Here is a 19,447-nt window from a genome sequence, read left to right as displayed (position 1 = left end):
ACGATATATCCTCTTGCACGGTAGAATGGCCCGAACGGACACCGACTCTGCGAAGGCGTCAAGCCGACGGATCATGTCCGTGTCCGGGTAAAACCGCACAGACCAATTGATAACGGTTCGCAAGCATGAGAGACTGCGGGCGGGCGGGACTGATGAGAGAAGGAAATTCCATGCGCACATTCGCATTCGCCGCGGCCTTGATCGCCGCTGCCACACCGGTCTTTGCCGCCCCGGCGACGTCAGACCTGATCGGCAATGACGGCACGACCATCGGCACGGTCACCGTTACTCCGGCCCCCAAGGGCGTTATTCTGCGTATTGAAGCGACGGGCCTCAGCGAAGGCTGGCACGGCGTACACTTCCACGCCAAGGGCGACTGCGGCGACACGGCCAAATTCCAGAATTCCGGCGGCCACGTCCATGACGCCAGCCACGGCGCACTGGTGCACGGCCTGCTCAACCCCGCCGCCAATGACGATGGCGACCTGACCAATATCTATGCCGGTAAGGACGGCGTGGCCAAGGCGGAAATCTTCTCGTCGCTGGTCAGCTATGCGCCCACCCCTGGCAAGTCGGCCCTGAAAGACGCTGACGGCGCGGCGGTCGTCGTTCACGCTTCGCCCGACGACTATTCGAGCCAGCCCATCGGGGGCGCCGGGGCGCGTGTCGCCTGTGCGGTGGTGAAATAGCCCATAAAAAAGCCCCTTCCGGGAGGCCGGAAGGGGGCAGTGGCTCAGGGAAGTCACCCAGAAAAGACTTCAATGAGAACTCTCACCCCGGCACTATGACGCGCCACGCATAGCGATCCCATCGGGGAAGCCCGCCCGCCCATAAGAAACCGGTAAGTTTCAAAACGCGGGCGCGGCGGCGACCTCGATCCTGCGCCCGTCGGCCGGATGCGGAAATGCCAGATATTCGGCATGGAGCTGCAATCGCGGGCTGAGCGCGCGCACCTCATCCGGCGCATAAAACTCATCGCCCAGTATCGGATGGCCCAGCGCCATCATATGCACCCGGAGCTGATGCGAGCGCCCGGTAACGGGTTCCAGTGCCACGCGGGTGCGCCCCGCCTCGCGCGCCAAAACCGTGTAGCGGGTCAGGGAGGGTTTACCGACCTCATGATCGACCTTCTGGCGCGGGCGATTGGGCCAGTCGCAGATCAGCGGCAGATCAACCTCCCCCTGCTCGGCGGCCACTTCCCCGGCGACCACCGCCACATAGCGCTTGGTGACCTGTCGTTCCGCAAAGGCGATGGACAGGGCGCGATGCGGCTCAGCCCCCCGCGCCATCAGGATCAGGCCAGAGGTGGCCATATCCAGCCGATGCACGATTAGGGCGTCCGGCCACAGGGCCTGCACGCGCAGGGCCAGCGAATCCTTGTTCTCCGGCAAACGTCCCGGCACAGACAGCAGGCCCGCCGGTTTATCGAAGACCAGCACGCTGTCGTCGGCATACAGCGGCGTTATCACAGGTGCGTCAGCCCCAAAAGCGGTCTGGGGTCGGGACAGACCTGTGTCCACGGGTCGCGCTCGGAGCGTTTAAAGACGCCGGGAAAGTCGCCCGACCGGCCGCCCAGGTCGAGAATGACCTGAAAATGCAGGTGCGGCGACCAGCCGCCATTGACGCGGTCATCGCCCAGACGCGCCAGCCTGTCGCCCGCGTTGAACACCTTGCCCGCAAACAGACCGTCGAGACTGTCGCGGCTGAGATGCCCGTACAGCGTCCAGAAGGTCAGGCCGGGCCGTGGTTCATGTTGTACAATAACCGTCGGGCCGTAGTCTTTGATATTATTGTTATCCTGAAACGAGTGCACAGACCCGGACAAAGGCGCAAACACCTCTGAACCCGCCGCAGCGAACAGGTCGATCCCCAGATGCAGGGTGCGCCGTTCGCCGCCGTCTCCGGCAAAGACGCCGCTGTCGTAAATACCGCGATCCTCGTCATAGCCCCCGATACGCAGCGGTTCACCGGCCTGCACGGCCCAGCCGCGCGGCATATCGCCCTCCCAGCCTTCGGCCCTCAGCCCCTCGGCATCGAGGCGGATCGGACGGGCGGTTTCAAGCCCCGCCATAATCCCGGCACTGGTTTCGGGGCGCTCGGCCAGCCACAGATGATAGGCGGCCAGCCGTTCAGAAGTCGATAGAGCATTCATTCCCGCACTTTAGCGGCAATGTCGGCGTAACCCTACCGCTTTTTCATACTGACAGCGCCTGTCCATTCGCCGTAGATAGTGGTCCGAACCTAAACGGAGGCAGGCATGAGCATCTATATCGGTATCGGCGGCTGGAACTTCGAGCCGTGGCGCGGCACCTTCTATCCCGACGGCCTGTCGCAAAAGAAAGAGTTGGACTATGCCAGCCGCAAGCTGACCTCCATCGAGATCAATTCGACCTATTACGGCGCGCAGAAACCGGAAACCTTTGCCAAATGGCGTGACGAGACGCCGGAAGGGTTCATCTTCTGCGTCAAGGGCTCGCGCTATACCACCAATCGTCGCGTACTGGCCGAAGCCGGCGAGTCGATTGAAAAATTCATCACCTCCGGCGTCACCGAACTGAAGGATAAGCTGGGGCCGATCAACTGGCAGTTCATGGCCACCAAAAAGTTCGACGCTGAGGATTTCGAGGCTTTTCTGAAACTTCTGCCCGCTTCCTACGACGGGGTGCGCCTGCGTCACGCGGTCGAAGTGCGCAGCCCGACCTTTCAGACGCCGGAATTTATCGACATGGCGCGCCACTACAAGGTCGCCGTGGTCAATGCCTTTGACGAAGACTTCCCGCAGATCGGCGATCAGACGGCGGACTTCGCCTATCTGCGCCTGCTGGGCACCGAGGAAAACGAGCCGATCGGCTATGCGCAAGCCGCACTCGATGAGTGGTCGGGGCGGCTGAAGACCATCGAAAAGGGCACAGTGCCGGGGGATATTGCCTGCGTCGGCGAAAGAAACCGTCACGAAAACGGCGCTAAAAGGCGCGACGTCTTCGCCTATGTCATCAGCGGGGACAAGGTGAAGAACCCGCACGCCGCCATGGCCCTGATCGAGAGAGTGAAATGAAGCGTATCGCCCTGAGCCTCGTCCTTTTGAGCACGACACCGGCCATGGCCGCCGAACCCCACGTGGCCGAGCGGGCGCGCAAGGATTACAAGAGCTTGCAGCAAACCGCTCAGGGGCTGACGGACCCGCAGATTCGCGCGGCAACGGTTGACGCCCTGTCGCCAAACACCTGCCTGCGCCATCGCGCCGGACTGACCGCCGAAGGCAAGTCGGTCCTCGTCACGCGGTTGGCGGCGCGCGGCTTCGTCGCCGATACCGGCCCGCAAACCACCGCCGGGGTCTTCCCGCCGGTGACCGCCGACGGCAGTGCCTGCCCCACCCTCGCTCAGCCCTTTGTGGCGGCCCCCGGCGGACCCGTCCATTCGCACCACGGCTGGCCCGGCGGGTTGCCGGAGCACGAACGCTTCAATCAGCGCTCCGGCGCGGCCCTGTCGGCGCTTTATAGTGAAAGCGCGGGCCTGCCGGTGGACGCCAGCCTCGTCTCGGCCGCCGCCCTGTGGCACGACTGGGCCAAGGCGCTGGTTTTTCAATGGCAGGCCGACGGCACCACCCTGCCCGAACTGCGCATCGGCGGGACCAATGGCACGGGCGCGCACCATGTGCTCGGTCTGTCTGAGAGCATGGCACGTAAGCTGTCGCCGCGTCTGGTGATCACGCAGGCCTGCGCCCACACGGCCCCGGTCGGTGACGGCGCCGCAAAGGTCGCCACCTGGCTGGAGGCTGCCGCCATCATCGCCCGCGTTGATCCGGTCAAGGCCGGGTATCTGCGCGAAGGCCCGAACGGTCTGGAGATCAACTGGGGCAACGGGGCGAGCGGCGAAACCGGCGTCTGGCGCGAATGCTTCATCCATAACGAATCCGACGCCGGCTATATCCATTCCGGTGCCGCCGAAAAGACCGCCGACACCGTGCTGGAAAAACTGGCCCCGCGCTTTGGCTATGACCCCAAGGTCAGCGGCTATCTGATGAAGTTCCGCCACATCGTGCTGGCCGAACTGGGGGCCGACCGCATTCAGGCCCTCGTCAGCGCGAGCGACGAAGCCGGGCTGATCAAAGAGATCGAAGCGCTTAAGACTAAGGGCTTGCTGTAACTACCTCCTCCCCTGTAGCGAAGTGTACGGGGGAGGTGGCAGCGAATGAAATGAGCTGACGGAGGGGGCCAAAACGACGGCTATGCCCCCTCTGCCTCAACAGGCTCGGCACCTCCGCTGCTAGATCGAAATGATTTTAGATGGAAACGGCTTATCGCTATAGCGCCTCCCCTGATTTGGCTTCGCCGAACTTCGTTTCAGGGGAGGGTGGCCTGAAAGGCCGGGTGGGGTTAAAGCGACGGTAGTTAACCCCACCGTCTTTGACGCCTGAGCGGCGTCAAATCCACCTCCCCTGAAATCAGGGGAGGCGCTTCAATGACGATCCCATTAAAAGTCATACCGGTCTAACGCAGAGGGAGGATGTTCCTTTACTGCCCCAAAAGCGTCTTCTGCCAGAACATCAGACTGGTCCAGAACTGATAGTCCTGATTAGCTTTTTTGGCGAAGCCATGCCCTTCGTCCATGCCGACCAGATGCCAGGCCAGACCGCCGCGGGCGCGCACGGCTTCGACGATCTGATCGGCTTCCGACTTGGGCACACGCGGATCATTGGCCCCGGTGACCACCATCAGCGGCACCCGCAGCTCGTTGACCCGCGTCATCGGCGAAATCTCGAGCAGCTTGGCCTTTTGTTTCGGGTCACGCTCGTCGCCATATTCGACGCGGCGCAGGTCACGCCGATAGCTTTGGGTGTTTTCGAGGAAGGTGACGAAGTTGGAAATGGCCACCACACAATTGGCGCCTTTCAGCCGCGCGCCATAGCGGATGCCCACGGCGTAACACATATAGCCGCCATATGAGCCGCCGGTGACCGCAAACTTCGCGGCATCAAGGCCTGCATCCGTCTCAAGAACGTCGAGGAAGGCCCCGATATCCTTCACAGAATCCTCGCGCTTGAACGGTCCGTTATCGAGCGAGACGAAGCGCTTGCCAAAGCCGGTCGAGCCGCGCACGTTCGGATAGAAGATGGCGATGCCCAGCTCATTGAGCAGGTAGTTGTTGCGCCCCAGGAAACCGGTCGTCGATTGCCCTTCCGGCCCGCCGTGAATATTGATGATCAATGGCCGCTTGCCGGGGAATTTTTTGGGGTCCGGGCGATAGAGGAAGCCCGACACCTTTTCCTTATCGAACGAGGTGACCTCGACAAATTCCGGCTCGGCATTGACATTAGGGTCAAGCCCGCCCGTCTCCGACTGCGTCCAGCGCTTTACCGCCATGGTTTTGGGATCAATCGAATAGGCATCCGATGCCGCCCTGGCCGAAGCGACCGTAACTCCAATCTCTCCCCAGGGCGCGATGTCAAACCCACCCACCGTGCCCTGCGGCAGGGAGGTGACCGGTGTGGATGTGCCCGTCTTCGGGTCCAGTAGTTTCAGGCGATAGACACCGGCTTCATTGACCGAATAGGCGATGAAACTACCGTCATCGGCGATGTCGAAACCTTCGACATCCCATTTGGGATCGGGTGATTTGGGCGTGAACTTGCCCGTCTTTATATCCAGCGTCCCCAACCGCTGAAAATCAGAGCCAATATCCGACGTGACCCACAATGTACCGTCCGGCGCAAACTGCACCCCGCCCCAGGCGATATCGGTCTTGTGGTCGCCGATGGGGGTCATCTGCCCCGACTGGAGGTTCAGCAGATAAAGGTTCGACTTGGTGACCGAGATATATTGCGCGACCACCGCCGTCTTCTTATCCGGCGCGAAGTCCGCGAACCCCCAGCCGCCGCCACTGACCTGTGCCACCATACGGTCGGTCTTCGGATCACGCGGGTTCATCACGTAAAGGTCAGTATCGGTGCCGTTGCGGCGGGTCGAGCTATAGGCGATCAGCTCGCCATCCTTGGAAAAGCCCTGAAAATTATTACGGCTCTTGCCGTCGGTCAGCAGGGTCAGACGGCCGTCTTTAAGCGTATAGAGCTGAAAAAACTCATTGCCACCCGTATCTTTGGACACCAGCAGCACGTCGCCTTTCGGAGACAGGGTGCCGCTGACCGGCTCGGCCTCAAACGATATCTGGGTGCGCGCCCCCATCGGCATCCTGACGCTATGCAGTTGCGCCGTATTGCCAAAGCGCGTCGAAATCAGCATCGAGCGGTCGGTCGGGTCCCAGCCGCGGAAGCTGGCCGTGCGGAACTCCATATAGGGCCGCGTGGCGGCGACAATGCTGTCCGGAACCGCCGGGATACCATCGGCGATCAGATTGGCCGGCTTTTCGGCATCGGCCAAAGCCATCATCGGCATGAGCGACACGCCCGCCGCCAGAGCCAGAGTCAACAGGGATGTACGCATAATAAGAGCCTCCCATCTGAGAACGAGAACCGACTAAACCACACTCCCGAAACATCTGAAACGACTTTTATGGACAGGTTCCGGGGGTGAAATCGATACCATCGAGAATAAGGTCAGGCCGCAATGACCGAAGCTGTACCTCTTGTCGCCCGGCACCGAGTGTCAGGGGCACAGAGGCCGTCAGGCGATTATGCAGCACGCCCTGCTGCCATGCCTTGTCCTGCGGTCCGCGGGCGTAAGTCAATGGCGTGGTCACCCCCTCCGTCTTGAGATCAAGTGACCAAGCGGCCGCCCCGTCGGTCGGGAAAACCGGCAGGATATGGGTACTGACGCACCACGTCCCGGCCTTGGGTAGATCGGGACGCAGGCTGACGACCGCATCCGCCCGCAAGGCGCGCAGACTCCCCTCACCGCGCCCGAGGCCTTCGATCCGCCGCCAACCCCTGGCCACACCGCCTTCCGCCTCAAGGCGGATCACCCCGTCATCGGCCAGACGATAGACAGGCAATTCCCCCGTCTGAGCCAGCGTCGCAGTCGGCAGAACCGGCGGTGACAGGCGGAACGAGGTCCACAGGGCATCCGCGGGTTCTTCGGCAATTATGCCCGCCCACTTACCGCTGTTGTAGCGTGCCGTCAGCGCCTTGATCTGCGCGTCGAACGCGCGGGCCCGTCCCGCATAGAGCCCGCCCAGACGCGGATTGCGCTCATATTCCGCTACATAGGCCTCCAGCGCGAAAAACCGCCGGTTGGCCAGAGCCGAAGCCTTCAGCGGGTATTCGACCAGTTGAAACAGACCCGGATCGTCGCTTTTCAGCGCCTCGACATCGGTCATCAGGTTTTCAAAGGCGCTCACCCGCTCAAACACCTGCCGCGGCGACAGGCCGGAGCGCCGCGCCTTCTCGCCGGGCAGGTAGTATTGCAGGTGTTCCGGGCGGCGTTCGAAATTGAGCCTGTAATAGCGATCCCACAGGTCGCCAATCACCGCCGACTTGTCTGCACCAAAGGTTTCGCCCGCCAGTCGCGTCAGATACTGCTTTTGGCTGAGGGCACGCACGCCCTTCACATCCCAGGCCAGATCGAAAAAGTGGGTCAGATTGACCTCTGCCGGTTTGATATCTCCGGCATTGACGACCCACAGACGGTCCGCGCCATTGTCATAGGCGCGCGTCATCTCTTCGGTCACCAGAGCGGGCGGCGTGGTCGAGAGCCAAAGATAGGAGAGCGGTGCCCCCAGATAGGACAGGTGATAATAGACGCCCGACCGGCCCGAACGCTTTTGTTCTGAAGCATTGGGGAAGTAGCGGATATAGCCGAAATTGTCGTCGGGCCACACCAGGGTTACATCCTCCGGCAGGTCTATTCCGGCACGGTAGATATCCAGAACTTCCTTATAGGGCACAAAGACTTGCGGGAGTGTTTTTGGATCACCGACCGTATCTTTCAACAGTTGACGCTGATCCGACAGAATGCGGTTGAGCAACGCCTGTTTCTCTGCGGTCGTCGAAGCCCCGACAATGCCGGAATCGTGGATGCCCCGCATCCCCAGTGTGTACATATTTTCATAACGACCATTGGTTTTGAGACGCGCTTCCCAATAGGCGCGCACCCCCTGCGGATGGGTCGCGTAGTTGAACCGCTCACCCGGTTCGGTCCATTCCCCGACATTGTTCCGCAGCATCGGCTCGGCGTGCGATGAGCCCATAACGATGCCATAACGTTCGGCTAAAGCCGCGTTTTGCGGGTTAGCATTGAACGGGGCAGACACCTTATGCATGGCCGGCCACAGGGTATTGGCCTTCAGGCGCAGCAAGAGCTGAAACACCTTCTCGTAGGTTTTGGGACCGATATTGCCCGTTTCCGGATCGAAGGTTTGTGCCGCCCAAGGGAAAAGACCCCAGTCTTCATCATTTATGAAAAGACCGCGATAAGTCACGGAAGGTTTCAAGAAATAAGGCTTAGACAGCGAGACATTCAGTCCCTTTTTCACCGGCGTCACATCGGCCCACCATACCCACGGCGACACCCCCAAAGCGCGCGACAGGTCATAGACGCCGAATGCAGCACCCCGCCGATCGGACCCCACAATGATCAGGGCGCGCTCAACGCCCGACGCGGGCTTCGATACCACCGCCGTCAGTGAACATTCCCAGCAGTCTTTCAGCCGTCCGACATCCAGTGTGCCCGCCTTGATCAGCGCATCAATACCGGCATGATGGCCGGGCGTCCCGACCCAGACCTGCGTTCGGCCGGATGAACCCGTCGTGACTGCCTGCGCCTGACCACCCAGTCGCCCGATATCGCCAGCCAGATCACGCGCGGCGATGCCCACCAGCTCAGCATCGCGGGCGTCATAGACAATCGCGGCCCCGTTCAGGTCCAGAGAGCGCAACGTAACGGCGGGCGACACGACCACCTGCGCAACAGCCGGGGTGGCCACACAGGCCATCAGTGCTATCAGCCAGCGCCTCACGGCTGCTTGTCCTGATAATAGGTGGCCAGAACGTCAAAAGCCTGTTTACGCACACCGGTTTCCGAGAGCAGACCCTTTCTGTTCCAGCCGTTCTGATAGATCGGGTGTTCGCGGCGGGGCGACTGGAAGTCCTTCAAAATCCACGGCGACATACCATTCAGGGTCGGTATCCTGTCGGCCATTTTCAGGGTCTGGCGATAGTATGCCGCCTGATAGTCCTCGGAAAACTTATGCATAGCGGTCGGGTCGCGATAGCCCGCTAGCGCATCGGCCCCGAACTCCGATAGGATCAGGGGACGGTCCGCCGGCACATTCCAATGCAGACCCGGCAACGCCGATAGCGGATCATCGCCATACCAGCCGGCATAGGTATTGACCGCCAGCACATCCAGCTTATCCACCAGCGGGTCGGCCAGATAGATGTCATTGCCCTTGCGCTCGACCAGCAGAGCGGCACTGATCAGGCGCGTCGGGTCAAGCGCCCGCACATTGTCGGCCATGGCGGCGTGGAATTGGGTGCGCGCCGCTGACACCGGGGTTTCGTTCCCGACGCTCCACAGGATGACCGAGGCCCGGTTGCGATCCCTGAAAACCGTCTCCGCCTGCATCCTCAGCGCCTTTTGCAACACCGCGGGGTTTTCCCAATCGACCGTCCAATAGACCGGGATTTCGCTCCACACCAGCAGCCCCATTTCATCGGCCAGACGCAGGGTCGTCTCCGAATGCGGATAATGCGACAGGCGTACATAGTTGCCGTGCAGGCCGTATTTGATCTCGGACAACAGGCCACGTGACGCCGCTTCCGTCATATTGCGTGCCGGATGGCTGCCGAATTCCTCCTCGTGCAGCGAAACGCCTTTGAGAAAAACAGGCTTACCATTCAATAGTATCTGGTGGCCTTTGACCGTGATGGTGCGAAAGCCAATCCGGTCCCTCAGCTTGTCATCAACGGTTGAAAAGCTCACCTCATACAGGACGGGGGTCTCCGGTGACCACAGTTTCAGCGCACGCGGCGCTTTCAGATCAAAAACAGCCTGACCTTTGCTATCCGTCGTCCCAGACAGCGTGGTCTTGAGCCCGGCAATGTTCAGCCTAACCACCTGCCCGGAGGCGCGGGGGCCGTTCAGTTGCGCCATACCTTTCAGACGCCCCTCCGGCGTCAGGGTCAGGGTGGCGTCATCGACAAAGGTTTCTGGCGTATAGATCAGCTTCACAGGACGCGTAATGCCGCCGTAGAGGTCCCAGTCGGTGATCGCCGTCGGAATGGACTGAGCGTCATGGGTGGAATCCACACCGACGCTGAGGCGGTTTTCACCGGCGCGCAGGGCGTGCGTGACCTCGATAACGAACGGCGTGAAACCGCCTTCGTGGCGGCCAATTTCCTTGCCGTTCAGATAGACATAGGCCTTGTAGTTGACCGCCTCGAACCGCAGAAAAGCGCGTTTCCCGTCAAACACTTTGGGGGTAAACTTGCGCTGAAACCAGATCAGCCCGTCATAATAGCGCAGTTCGGGTTCGGCAGCATTCCACGCGCCGGGTAGCGCCATCTGCGGACCACGATCGAGGTCAAATTCAAAGAAGGTCGCCCCGCCCCTGGCCTCTTCGGCGGCCACATCCACATCGCGGTAACGCTGCATCCGCGATTTGGCCACCCAGCCATTGATGTCGGTCAGGCCCGTGCGATAGAGGTCCCTGGAATAGGTCCAGGGCCCTGACAGGTCCTGAACCTCGCGATACGCCGCCCCCGTCAAAAGGTAGGCCGGCCGCATATCCTGCGCCCCGGCGGGTAGGGCAAACAGGGCCAATACCGCCAAAATGGTGGAAACCCAACGCATGACCACTCTCCCTCCTGCAATCCTTATCAGACCTAATAATTTTATTGGTAAGACCTTTTAGCGCCTCAAAAATTCAACTTCAATCAAATTCGATCTATAATGCACGTTACTCGGCCGAACCATTGCGCTTACAGCCCTGGATTTACGGTCGTCTTATCACCTCTAATGCGCAGCCCATGTCATTCTTATCGCGTTCAACGCTAAGTCTGCAAAATAGACGAATATCCCGATCACGGATCAACAGATCGCAAAAAGCGCCCCAATCCGAACGGTTTAACGCCACGATTGCGCCGGAAAGTCGGCGCATCTTCTTTCTGAACGCTCAATGGCCGAACGCCATGCCCCTAAATCATGATGGTCAGGGCTGGCGGACGGCTGATGAACAGACGCCGACGGCCCTCTTCAAAAAAGCAGACACTGTATCGTTTTTTCATAGGGGAGAGGTTCATGACCCCGCATCTGCTGTCTGCCCGTCGCCCGAACAACGCCTTGCCGCTTCGCCGTGCCCCGCGCTCTAGCCTGTCCGCGGCGTCGGTGCCGAACATTGTCGATATATTCGTAGGCCTCGTCTCGCGCCTTAACGCCGTCGCCATTCAGGCCCACCGCACGGCCTCCCTGCGTTCAGAGTGCGCCGATATTCGCGCCTATGCCCGCCATATGGGCGAAAGCCACGTGTGGCTGAACGAGGCCCTGCTGACGGCGCTGGAAAAGGCCGGGTCGTCGCTGACGCCCGACTACCTGCCTTCACCCGAACAGCAGGACGAGATCGACGCCCTGCAACTGAGCGAGGCCGCGCATTTCGATATCGACTATATCCAGTTCCAGAACCGGCTCTATCTCGACATGCTGAACCTGTGCGAGCGCTTCCTGCGCACGCGCACGCCGATGGCCAATCTCAACATCTATGCCCTGACCCTGTGCGACTATCTGAAATACCACCTGAGCCAGTTTGCGCCGACACTCTCGACGGCGCGAGCCTCGGCCGCGTAGGACGCGCTCAACGGTCTGTGATCAAGGTGGATTTTCGTTTGCATGGCCGGACGGATCGCCTATCCTTCTCAATATATGGAGGATTTGATGGGCGCACTGTACGATATCCCGCTGAAGCGGATTGATGGGACGCAAACGTCGCTGGGTGACTATGCCGGTAAGGTGTTGCTGGTCGTCAATGTCGCCTCGAAATGCGGCCTGACCCCGCAATACGAAGCGCTGGAGGCTCTCTATCGCGACAAGCAGGCGCAGGGTCTGGAAATCCTCGGCTTTCCCGCCAACAACTTCATGGGGCAGGAGCCGGGCACCGATCAGGAGATCGCCAGCTTTTGCCAGACGGCGTTCGACGTGTCCTTCCCGCTGTTCTCCAAAATCAGCGTGGCCGGACCGGACAAACACCCGCTCTATGCGGCCCTCACCGAAGCTTTACCCGACGCCGCAGGTGCCGAACTGATGCGCGAAAAGTTTGCCGGTTATGGCTTCCCGCCGACCCCGCGCGGCGAAATCCTGTGGAATTTCGAGAAGTTCGTCGTGGGCCGTGACGGTAAGGTCGTGGCGCGCTTTTCTCCGGACGTTGCCCCGGACGATGTGCGCTTGGTCGATGCTCTCAACAAGGCGCTGGCGGCTTAGAGCGGATTTCGTTCAGGTTGAATCGAAACGAAGTTCGGCGCAGCCAAATTCCGCTCTAACCTTTTGTTTGGTCGCGCATTTGATTCCGAAACGGAGTTCGGCGAAGCCAAAACCGTTGCACACTTTTCGGAATGCGCTCTAAACCCCACTTTTTCGAAGCCGACGTCAGGCAAACGCCCGCGCCGCCAGCAAAAGCGTGTGCAGTTGCGCGCGGCTGAGGCGGCGCAGTTCCGGCAACAGGCGCGGCTGCGCCAGATGCACGATCTGCGCGTCGCGATACCAGGGCGTATCCGTCAGCGGATGCGCGACACCATTTACCGGCGGCAATATATCCATCGGGTGCGCCCCCAACTGCTCACAAATGCGGATCAGCATGGAGCAACTGACTCGGTTGGCAGCCTTTTCGTACTTCTGTAGCTGCTGAAAGGTGACGCCCAAACCCGCCGCCAGATTTTCCTGCGTCAGGCCACGCGCCTTGCGGATCAGGCGGATATTCTGCCCTACCGCCACATCAACCGGATGACCTGTCTCGCGCATAACGTCTCCCCTCTTGCAAGAAGGAGAATGCCGACACACGCCCAGATTGTCAATTCATTTTATGCGTTTGATGCGATTCAATCAGGCTCGCCACGCAGAACAATGGGGTAAACCCCTGTAATATCAGCCATATTCAGGCCTTGCGTCACCCGCCGGTGTGCATCACCTTCGGCCACCCAATACTCAACCCACAGCTCAGCCGCCTGCCGCAGATAAAAGCGCGGGAGGCTGCGCCCATCGCGCAGGCGGATGATCACCCCCTCCCCCGGCTGCGATAAACGCTCGGTGTCATAGATGGCGAGGCTGCCCACGCGCAGATAGGGGCTCAGGTCGTCCGTCTGAATACGCACCTGTTGCAGACCGGGCCGATGGAACGGCGCCAGATCGACGCCCCCCGAAGCCGAAAGACCCGCCGCAAACCCCTGCGTCCCCTCTTGGGTCGCGTAAGGCATATCGGTCGCCAGCAATTCCGCCTCGGCCTCCAGATCGCGCAGCGTAAAGCCCAGCGCCCGCACGACTTTCGCGCGTACGGCCAGACGGTCGAGAAAGGCCCGGCTGTCGCCGCTTTCATAGCGCGCCCAGGTGGGTTGCGACGTACCGGCGGCCTCCGCCGCCTTGTCCTGCGACAGGCGCGCCCGCATCCGTAGCTGCGCCAGAGCCTGTCCGTAGATGAGCGCCTTGTCCAAATCTCGCCTCCCGCTTGCAGCATACTGCCGCAAGCGAGCGACAGACAACAGCCCTAATTCAAGGCCTGAGTTGCAATTTTAGCAACGAAGCGTTTTTAATTCACCCTCTATGCGCAACACTGCATCCGCCTATATTGACGCTCAACAACACCCTTTATTGCGAAAGGCCTACGCCATGATCCAGCATCGCCCCTTTGAAAAGCTCTATAACGCCAAACACGGCTGGCTGAACGCCCGTCACCACTTTTCGTTTGCCGACTATTACGACCCCAACAACATGGGGTGGGGGTCGATCCGCGTGTGGAATGACGACGAAATCGACTCGAAGTCGGGCTTTCCGCCGCACCCCCACGCCGACATGGAAATCATCACCTATGTTCGCGAAGGCGCCATCACCCACGAAGACAATCTGGGCAATCGCGGCCGCACCGAAGCCGGCGATGTTCAGGTGATGTCGGCCGGAACCGGCATCCGTCACGCCGAATATAATGTCGAGGACGTGCTGACCAAGATCTTCCAGATCTGGGTCATCCCCGACAAACGCGGTCACGCCCCGCGCTGGGGGGCCAAGCCCTTCCCCAAAAGCGACCGGGCGGGCAAGTTCGTGGCGCTGGCGTCCGGTTTTGATGACGATGCCGAGGCGCTGAAGATCAACACCCCGGCCCGTCTTCTGGGGGCGACGCTCCTCAGCGGCCAGTCGGAAACCTACGCGCCGCAAAAAGGCCGTCATGTTTACGTGGTCTTAGCCGCCGGACGTGTTAAGCTTAACGGCCTTGAGCTGAACGTGCGCGACGGGGCGGCCATCATCGACGAAGATGAGCTGACCTTCGAAGCGCTCGAAGACGCCGAAATTCTTCTTCTGGATGCTGCCTAGATGCGCTTGAAACCGCTCCTTACCCTCACGGCCCTGATCGGGTTTCCCCTTCTGCTTCAGGGCTGTACAGCCGTAGCCGTCACCGGCGCGGCAGTCGGCACCGCCGTGGGGGTAACGGGAGCGGTCATAGGCACCACAGGGAAGGTCGTGGGCGCGGCCATCCCTGACGGCGACGACAAAAAGAAAGATAAAAAAGACAAGAAAAACAAGAAGGGCGAGGACTGATGCGGCTGTCTGCCCTGCGCCCGGTCGCGCTTGCGTCCCTGCTTGCCCTCGCCGCCTGTGGGCCAAAGATCGAAAAGCCACCCGAGCCGCAATCGACTCAGGTCGATTCTCTGGCCGGCGTCGATCTCAATGCGCCGCTAAGCGTGATCGGCACCGAGCCCTTCTGGTCGCTCAGCCTGACCGAACGCGATGTCACCTTTGAACGCCCCGGCGACGACGCGCAGGTCTTTCCGCGCCATCTGTTTGAGATCAACAAGGACAAGAGCGGGCCCAAGCGCGCTGAGTTATTGTCGAATGAAATCAGCCTGACCCTGATCGCCCAGACCTGTTCGGACGGCATGAGCGACCGCGTCTATCCGCTGACCGCCGAGGTCAATTTCGGGGACGAAGTGCTCAAGGGCTGCGCCACCCCGACGGCCAAGCTGGAAAGCGAGAAGCCTTAAGAATAAAAAGGCCTCCCGGAAAGGAGGCCTTTTTATTTCAACATGTTATGCGGTTTAGTTCACCTTGACCGGAACCGGCACATCGCAGCCGGTAAGGCCTGCGGGACTGGCCTTGCGCTTGGCTTCGACCAGGGCGGCAAACTCAGACGAATGGGTGTCCATCACCTCAACCTTCGGACGCTCGGCTTCGGGCATGTCGGCGAGCACCTGCACCTTGGTCATCACATCCGGATCGACCGGCGGCTCACCCAGCTTCAGCTTGCGCACCACATCCAGCCCCACCAGCGTCATGCCAAAGGCCGTATATTTACGCTCCAGTGCGTCCGTATAGGAGCGCATCAGGAAGAACTGGCTGTTGGCCGAGTTGACATCCCCGGCCCGGGCCATCCCCAGCGTTCCCGCGCAGTAAAGCCCCCAGGTTTCAACCTTGCTGTCCTTGGTTATAGCCATCAGGTCGTTGACCTGCGACTGCACCGGCAGGGCCTTGACGTAACCGGTCAGGATACCGCGCTCGGTCGTCAGCGGCGTGATATCGAGCGTCGTGTCACGGCGGATGATGAATTCGGCCGGCACATTCGGCAACTCGGAATTGCCCTCACCCGTGCCCTTGGGGTCGCCGGTCTGGGCCATAAACCCTTCAATGACGCGGTGAAATTTCAGCCCGTTATAGAAGCCCTGCCGCGTCAGCGTCTTCATGCGCTCAACGTGCTGCGGGGCCAGTTCGGGATACATTTCAACGATGACACGGCCTTTGTTCGTGTCGATCACTAGCGTATTGTCGGCATCGACCGGACGATAGCCCGGCGTCGCCGCCACCGCGGTACCGGCCAGAAGCGTTGCGGCGATTGCCAGACCTGCCGCGCGCGCAGCCCCCATCTTAAACGTCATTACTCTTTTCCAACCTTAGCCAAGAGCCGCTCAGCGACGCTTTTTGAAACGAACGGCGCGATATTGCCGCCCAATTGGGCTATTTCTTTGACCAATCGGGACGCAATCGCCTGATGCCGGGGATCGGCCATCAGAAACACCGTCTCGATCTCACGGTTCATCTGCTGGTTCATCGCCGTCATCTGAAACTCGTATTCGAAATCGGCCACCGCGCGCAAGCCGCGAATGATGACAGACGCCCCAAGTTCCTCGGCAAAGTGCATCAAAAGGCTGTCGAAGGGCAAGACCTCGACGCGATCGGCGAACGGAGCGCAGCTTTCGCGCAACATCTCAACCCGCTCATCCAGCGTGAAGACCGGTGCCTTGCCCGTATTGCGCGCCACACCGATCACCAGATGATCGACCAGCTTAACGGCCCGGCCGATAATGTCCGAGTGTCCGTTGGTGATCGGGTCGAAGGTTCCGGGGTAGAGCCCTATCCTTTTGGCCATCTGACGTGGCTCCTTATTCAGTAATGGGTCAGCCTTATCCGGCATCGCCCCCGCTGGCAAGCTCAGCCTCGTCCGGGCCGTCCTCTTCGGCGGTTTCGGCCAGGCGCTCGACCGAGACGACCTTCTCACCTGAGGTGCGGAAGATGGTCACGCCCTGCGTATTGCGGCCCGCCACGCGGATCTGCGACACCGGCGTGCGGATCAGTTGCCCGCCATCGGTGACCAGCAGAAGCTGATCTGTGTCTTCGACCGGGAAGGAGGCGACCAGCTTGCCGCCGCGCTTCGACAGGTCGATGGCGACAATGCCCTGACCGCCGCGACCGGTGCGGCGATAGTCGTAGGACGAGGTCCGCTTGCCAAAGCCCGTATCGGCGATGGTGAGAATGAACTCTTCGGCCGCGCCCAGTTCGGCGATGCGCTCGACGCTCAGCGACGCATCCTCCGCGCCCTCTTCGGCCTCGTCTTCGACCACCACCGGCGTGTCTTCGCCTTCGCCCGACACCGCCGCACGCAGCGAGGCCGCGTGCTTCAGATAGGCGGCGCGTTCGGCTGGTGTGGCCTCAACTCGGCGCAGGATGGCCATGGAGATAACTGTGTCGTCCTCACCCAGACGCACGCCGCGCACGCCGGTCGAGTCGCGGCCCTTGAACACGCGCACCTCATCGACGGCGAAGCGGATCGAGCGGCCCGATGCCGTGGACAAGAGCACGTCCTGATCCTCGGTGCACAGGGCCACGCCGACAATGGCGTCACCCTCTTCCAGCTTCATGGCGATCTTGCCGGCGCGGTTGACGTTGACGAAGTCCGACAGCTTGTTGCGGCGCACGTCGCCGGAGCGCGTGGCAAACACGATATCCAGACGATCCCAAGTAGCTTCATCCTCCGGCAGGGTCAGGATGTTGGTCACCGTCTCGTGCTTGTCCAGCGGCAGCAGGTTGACGAAGGCCTTGCCCTTGGATTGCGGATTGCCGAGCGGCAGACGCCATACCTTCAGCTTATAGGCCTTACCCGTTGAGGAGAAGAACAGCATCGGCTGGTGCGTCGAAGCGGCGTAGATGCCGGTGATGGCGTCTTCGTCCTTCATCGCCATGCCCGAGCGGCCCTTGCCGCCGCGGTGTTGGGTACGATAGGCGCTGAGCGGGGTGCGCTTGACGTAGCCCGAATGGGTCACGGTCACCACCATGTCCTCACGCGGGATCAGGTCTTCGTCCTCGATATCGGCTTCGCCATCGACGATCAGGCTGCGGCGCGGCTCGGCATAAAGCGCCTTCACCTCTTCCAGCTCCTCGCGCACGATGCCGAGGATGCGCTCGCGCGACGACAGGATGGCGAGATATTCGGCGATAGAGGCCGCCAGGGTGCGGGCTTCACCGAAGATTTCATCGCGGCCCAGACCCGTCAGACGCGACAGGGTCAGGGCCAGAATGGCGCGCGCCTGTTCGTCGGTCAGCCGCACCTCGCCGCCTTCAAAGACGATCGAGCGCGGATCAGCGATCAGCTCGATCAGCGGCGACATGTCCCCGGCGGGCCAGTTGCGCGCCGTCAGGCGTTCACGGGCTTCGGTCGGATCGACCGAGGAACGGATAATGTGGATGATTTCGTCGATATTGGCCACCGCAATGGCCAGACCGACCAGCACGTGGCCCCGGTCACGCGCCTTGTTCAGTTCAAAGCGGGTGCGGCGGACCACCACCTCTTCGCGGAAATCGAGGAAGATTTCCAGCAACTTACGCAAGCCCATCTGCTGCGGGCGGCCGTGGTTGAGCGCCAGCATATTGACGCCGAAGCTCGTTTGCAGGGCCGAATAGCGGTAAAGCTGATTGAGAATGACATCGCCGGAGGCGTCGCGCTTCAGCTCGACCACCACGCGCATCCCCTGACGGTCGGATTCGTCGCGGATATCGGAGATGCCTTCGATGCGCTTTTCGCGCACCATTTCCGCAATATGCTCGATCAGGGTCGCCTTGTTCACCTGATAGGGCAGTTCGGTGATGATGATGGCTTCGCGGTCCTTGCGGATGGTTTCGACCGAGGCCTTGCCGCGCATAATGACCGAGCCGCGACCGGTCAGCAGCGCCTGACGTGCGCCGGAACGGCCAAGGATTTCTCCGCCCGTCGGGAAGTCCGGACCGGGTACGATGCCCAGCAGGGTTTCGGCGCTCACCTGCGGGTCATCGAGCATGGCCAGACAGGCCTCGATGATTTCGCCCAGATTGTGCGGCGGAATATTGGTCGCCATACCGACCGCGATGCCGCCGGCCCCATTGACCAGCAGGTTCGGGATGCGCGACGGCAGAACCGACGGTTCCTGGCGCGCACCGTCGTAGTTGTCGTTGAAATCGACCGTGTTTTTGTCGATATCGGCGATCAGCGACTCCGCCGCGCGCGTCATACGGCTTTCGGTGTAACGCATGGCCGCCGGCGGATCGCCATCGACCGAGCCGAAATTGCCCTGACCATCGACCAGCAGCAGGCGCATCGAAAACGGCTGCGCCATCCGCACCAGCGCGTCATAGATGGCACCATCGCCGTGCGGGTGGTAGCGGCCCATCACGTCGCCAACGATATTGGCCGACTTGACGTACTTCTTGTCGTGGGTACGGCCCTCTTCGTACATGGCATAGACGATGCGCCGATGCACGGGCTTCAGGCCGTCGCGCGCATCCGGCAGGGCGCGCGAAACGATCACGCTCATGGCGTAGTCGAGATAGGAACGCTTGAGTTCATCCTCGATGGTGACGTGCGAAATGCCGTGCGGCGTCGGCAGGCCGGTAGCAGGAGTATCGGTCATGAAGCCCGTTTCATTGCATAGTCATAAGTGCTCGACGGGAATCACACGTCGGCGCACTGGTTAACGCGCACCGTAGCACTTTTGCGACTAATCCCCAAATCCGGAAGGCGTTTTAGGGGAATTCAGAGCCCGCCTGTTAACATTTAT

Annotated in this window: 18 protein-coding genes; 8 read left to right on the top strand and 10 right to left on the bottom strand. The window is 61.0% G+C overall.

Features of this window, described 5'->3' with window-relative positions; genetic code table 11:
- Window positions 1-170: 170 nt before the first annotated feature.
- Window positions 171-689, top strand: coding sequence for a superoxide dismutase family protein (locus tag ACK8OE_RS17705; protein WP_410273666.1), 519 nt, complete (start codon window positions 171-173; stop codon window positions 687-689).
- Window positions 690-848: 159 nt separating this feature from the next.
- Here the strand turns inward: ACK8OE_RS17705 and ACK8OE_RS17700 are convergent, their stop codons facing one another.
- Window positions 849-1,469: a pseudouridine synthase gene (locus tag ACK8OE_RS17700; protein WP_366509202.1), complete on the bottom strand. Its 621-nt coding sequence runs from the start codon at window positions 1,467-1,469 to the stop codon at window positions 849-851.
- Window positions 1,466-2,152 (bottom strand): peptidoglycan DD-metalloendopeptidase family protein, encoded by a 687-nt coding sequence (locus ACK8OE_RS17695; RefSeq protein ID WP_410273665.1) that lies wholly within the window; start codon window positions 2,150-2,152, stop codon window positions 1,466-1,468. Before ACK8OE_RS17695 ends, ACK8OE_RS17700 begins: the two co-directional genes overlap by 4 nt.
- Before the next feature lie 105 nt (window positions 2,153-2,257).
- Between ACK8OE_RS17695 and ACK8OE_RS17690 the strand changes: the two genes are divergently transcribed.
- Together ACK8OE_RS17690 and ACK8OE_RS17685 are read left to right on the top strand one after the other, a co-directional pair.
- On the top strand, window positions 2,258-3,055 hold the full coding sequence (locus tag ACK8OE_RS17690; RefSeq protein WP_410273664.1) for a DUF72 domain-containing protein: 798 nt from the start codon (window positions 2,258-2,260) through the stop codon (window positions 3,053-3,055).
- Window positions 3,052-4,146, top strand: a complete 1,095-nt coding sequence (locus tag ACK8OE_RS17685; RefSeq protein ID WP_410273663.1) for a hypothetical protein — start codon at window positions 3,052-3,054, stop codon at window positions 4,144-4,146. Before ACK8OE_RS17690 ends, ACK8OE_RS17685 begins: the two co-directional genes overlap by 4 nt.
- Window positions 4,147-4,514: 368 nt before the next feature.
- Here ACK8OE_RS17685 and ACK8OE_RS17680 read toward each other — a convergent pair whose 3' ends face one another.
- The 3 genes from ACK8OE_RS17680 to ACK8OE_RS17670 form a co-directional block, all read right to left on the bottom strand.
- Window positions 4,515-6,440: a S9 family peptidase gene (locus tag ACK8OE_RS17680; RefSeq protein ID WP_410273662.1), complete on the bottom strand. Its 1,926-nt coding sequence runs from the start codon at window positions 6,438-6,440 to the stop codon at window positions 4,515-4,517.
- A 67-nt stretch (window positions 6,441-6,507) separates the two neighbouring features.
- Window positions 6,508-8,910 carry a glycosyl hydrolase 115 family protein gene (locus ACK8OE_RS17675; RefSeq protein WP_410273661.1) on the bottom strand — a complete coding sequence of 801 codons (2,403 nt, stop codon included), beginning with the start codon at window positions 8,908-8,910 and terminating at the stop codon, window positions 6,508-6,510.
- Window positions 8,907-10,745: a glycoside hydrolase family 2 protein gene (locus ACK8OE_RS17670; RefSeq protein WP_410273660.1), complete on the bottom strand. Its 1,839-nt coding sequence runs from the start codon at window positions 10,743-10,745 to the stop codon at window positions 8,907-8,909. The genes ACK8OE_RS17675 and ACK8OE_RS17670 overlap by 4 nt, the downstream gene beginning before the upstream one ends.
- 447 nt (window positions 10,746-11,192) lie before the next feature.
- Here ACK8OE_RS17670 and ACK8OE_RS17665 point away from each other — a divergent pair, with 447 nt between their 5' ends.
- Both ACK8OE_RS17665 and ACK8OE_RS17660 read left to right on the top strand, forming a co-directional pair.
- Window positions 11,193-11,735: a DUF4142 domain-containing protein gene (locus ACK8OE_RS17665; RefSeq protein WP_410273659.1), complete on the top strand. Its 543-nt coding sequence runs from the start codon at window positions 11,193-11,195 to the stop codon at window positions 11,733-11,735.
- Between the two features lie 87 nt (window positions 11,736-11,822).
- Window positions 11,823-12,365, top strand: a complete 543-nt coding sequence (locus tag ACK8OE_RS17660; RefSeq protein WP_290793215.1) for a glutathione peroxidase — start codon at window positions 11,823-11,825, stop codon at window positions 12,363-12,365.
- Between the two features lie 165 nt (window positions 12,366-12,530).
- On the opposite strand, the gene ACK8OE_RS17655 is transcribed toward ACK8OE_RS17660, so the two are convergent.
- Complete coding sequence (locus ACK8OE_RS17655; protein ID WP_290793218.1) at window positions 12,531-12,902, bottom strand: helix-turn-helix domain-containing protein; 372 nt, start codon at window positions 12,900-12,902, stop codon at window positions 12,531-12,533.
- Between the two features lie 77 nt (window positions 12,903-12,979).
- Window positions 12,980-13,588, bottom strand: a complete 609-nt coding sequence (locus tag ACK8OE_RS17650; protein WP_410273658.1) for a helix-turn-helix domain-containing protein — start codon at window positions 13,586-13,588, stop codon at window positions 12,980-12,982.
- A gap of 175 nt (window positions 13,589-13,763) precedes the next feature.
- Here ACK8OE_RS17650 and ACK8OE_RS17645 point away from each other — a divergent pair, with 175 nt between their 5' ends.
- From ACK8OE_RS17645 to ACK8OE_RS17635, 3 genes are read left to right on the top strand one after another with little or no spacing between them, the layout of a single operon-like run.
- Window positions 13,764-14,462, top strand: a complete 699-nt coding sequence (locus ACK8OE_RS17645) for a pirin family protein (protein WP_410273657.1) — start codon at window positions 13,764-13,766, stop codon at window positions 14,460-14,462.
- Window positions 14,463-14,687, top strand: coding sequence for an NF038104 family lipoprotein (locus ACK8OE_RS17640; protein WP_410273656.1), 225 nt, complete (start codon window positions 14,463-14,465; stop codon window positions 14,685-14,687).
- A complete protein-coding gene (locus tag ACK8OE_RS17635; RefSeq protein ID WP_410273655.1) occupies window positions 14,687-15,130 on the top strand; it encodes a COG3650 family protein in 444 nt (147 codons plus the stop codon). Before ACK8OE_RS17640 ends, ACK8OE_RS17635 begins: the two co-directional genes overlap by 1 nt.
- Window positions 15,131-15,184: 54 nt before the next feature.
- Here the strand turns inward: ACK8OE_RS17635 and ACK8OE_RS17630 are convergent, their stop codons facing one another.
- Genes ACK8OE_RS17630 through gyrA form a run of 3 tightly spaced genes read right to left on the bottom strand, consistent with a single transcriptional unit; the run spans window position 15,185 to window position 19,300 of the window.
- Window positions 15,185-16,018, bottom strand: a complete 834-nt coding sequence (locus ACK8OE_RS17630; RefSeq protein WP_290793233.1) for a peptidylprolyl isomerase — start codon at window positions 16,016-16,018, stop codon at window positions 15,185-15,187.
- The gene (gene coaD, locus ACK8OE_RS17625; protein WP_013480556.1) at window positions 16,018-16,509 is read right to left on the bottom strand and encodes a pantetheine-phosphate adenylyltransferase; all 492 of its coding nucleotides are present in this window, start codon (window positions 16,507-16,509) and stop codon (window positions 16,018-16,020) included. The genes ACK8OE_RS17630 and coaD overlap by 1 nt, the downstream gene beginning before the upstream one ends.
- 34 nt (window positions 16,510-16,543) lie before the next feature.
- Entirely contained in the window at window positions 16,544-19,300 is a 2,757-nt protein-coding gene (gene gyrA / locus ACK8OE_RS17620) for a DNA gyrase subunit A (RefSeq protein ID WP_410273654.1), read from the bottom strand.
- Window positions 19,301-19,447: the final 147 nt, after the last annotated feature.

This window comes from Asticcacaulis sp. W401b (genome assembly GCF_046503825.1).
GTDB lineage: Bacteria > Pseudomonadota > Alphaproteobacteria > Caulobacterales > Caulobacteraceae > Asticcacaulis.
This window is presented reverse-complemented; position numbering and strand designations above follow the sequence as displayed.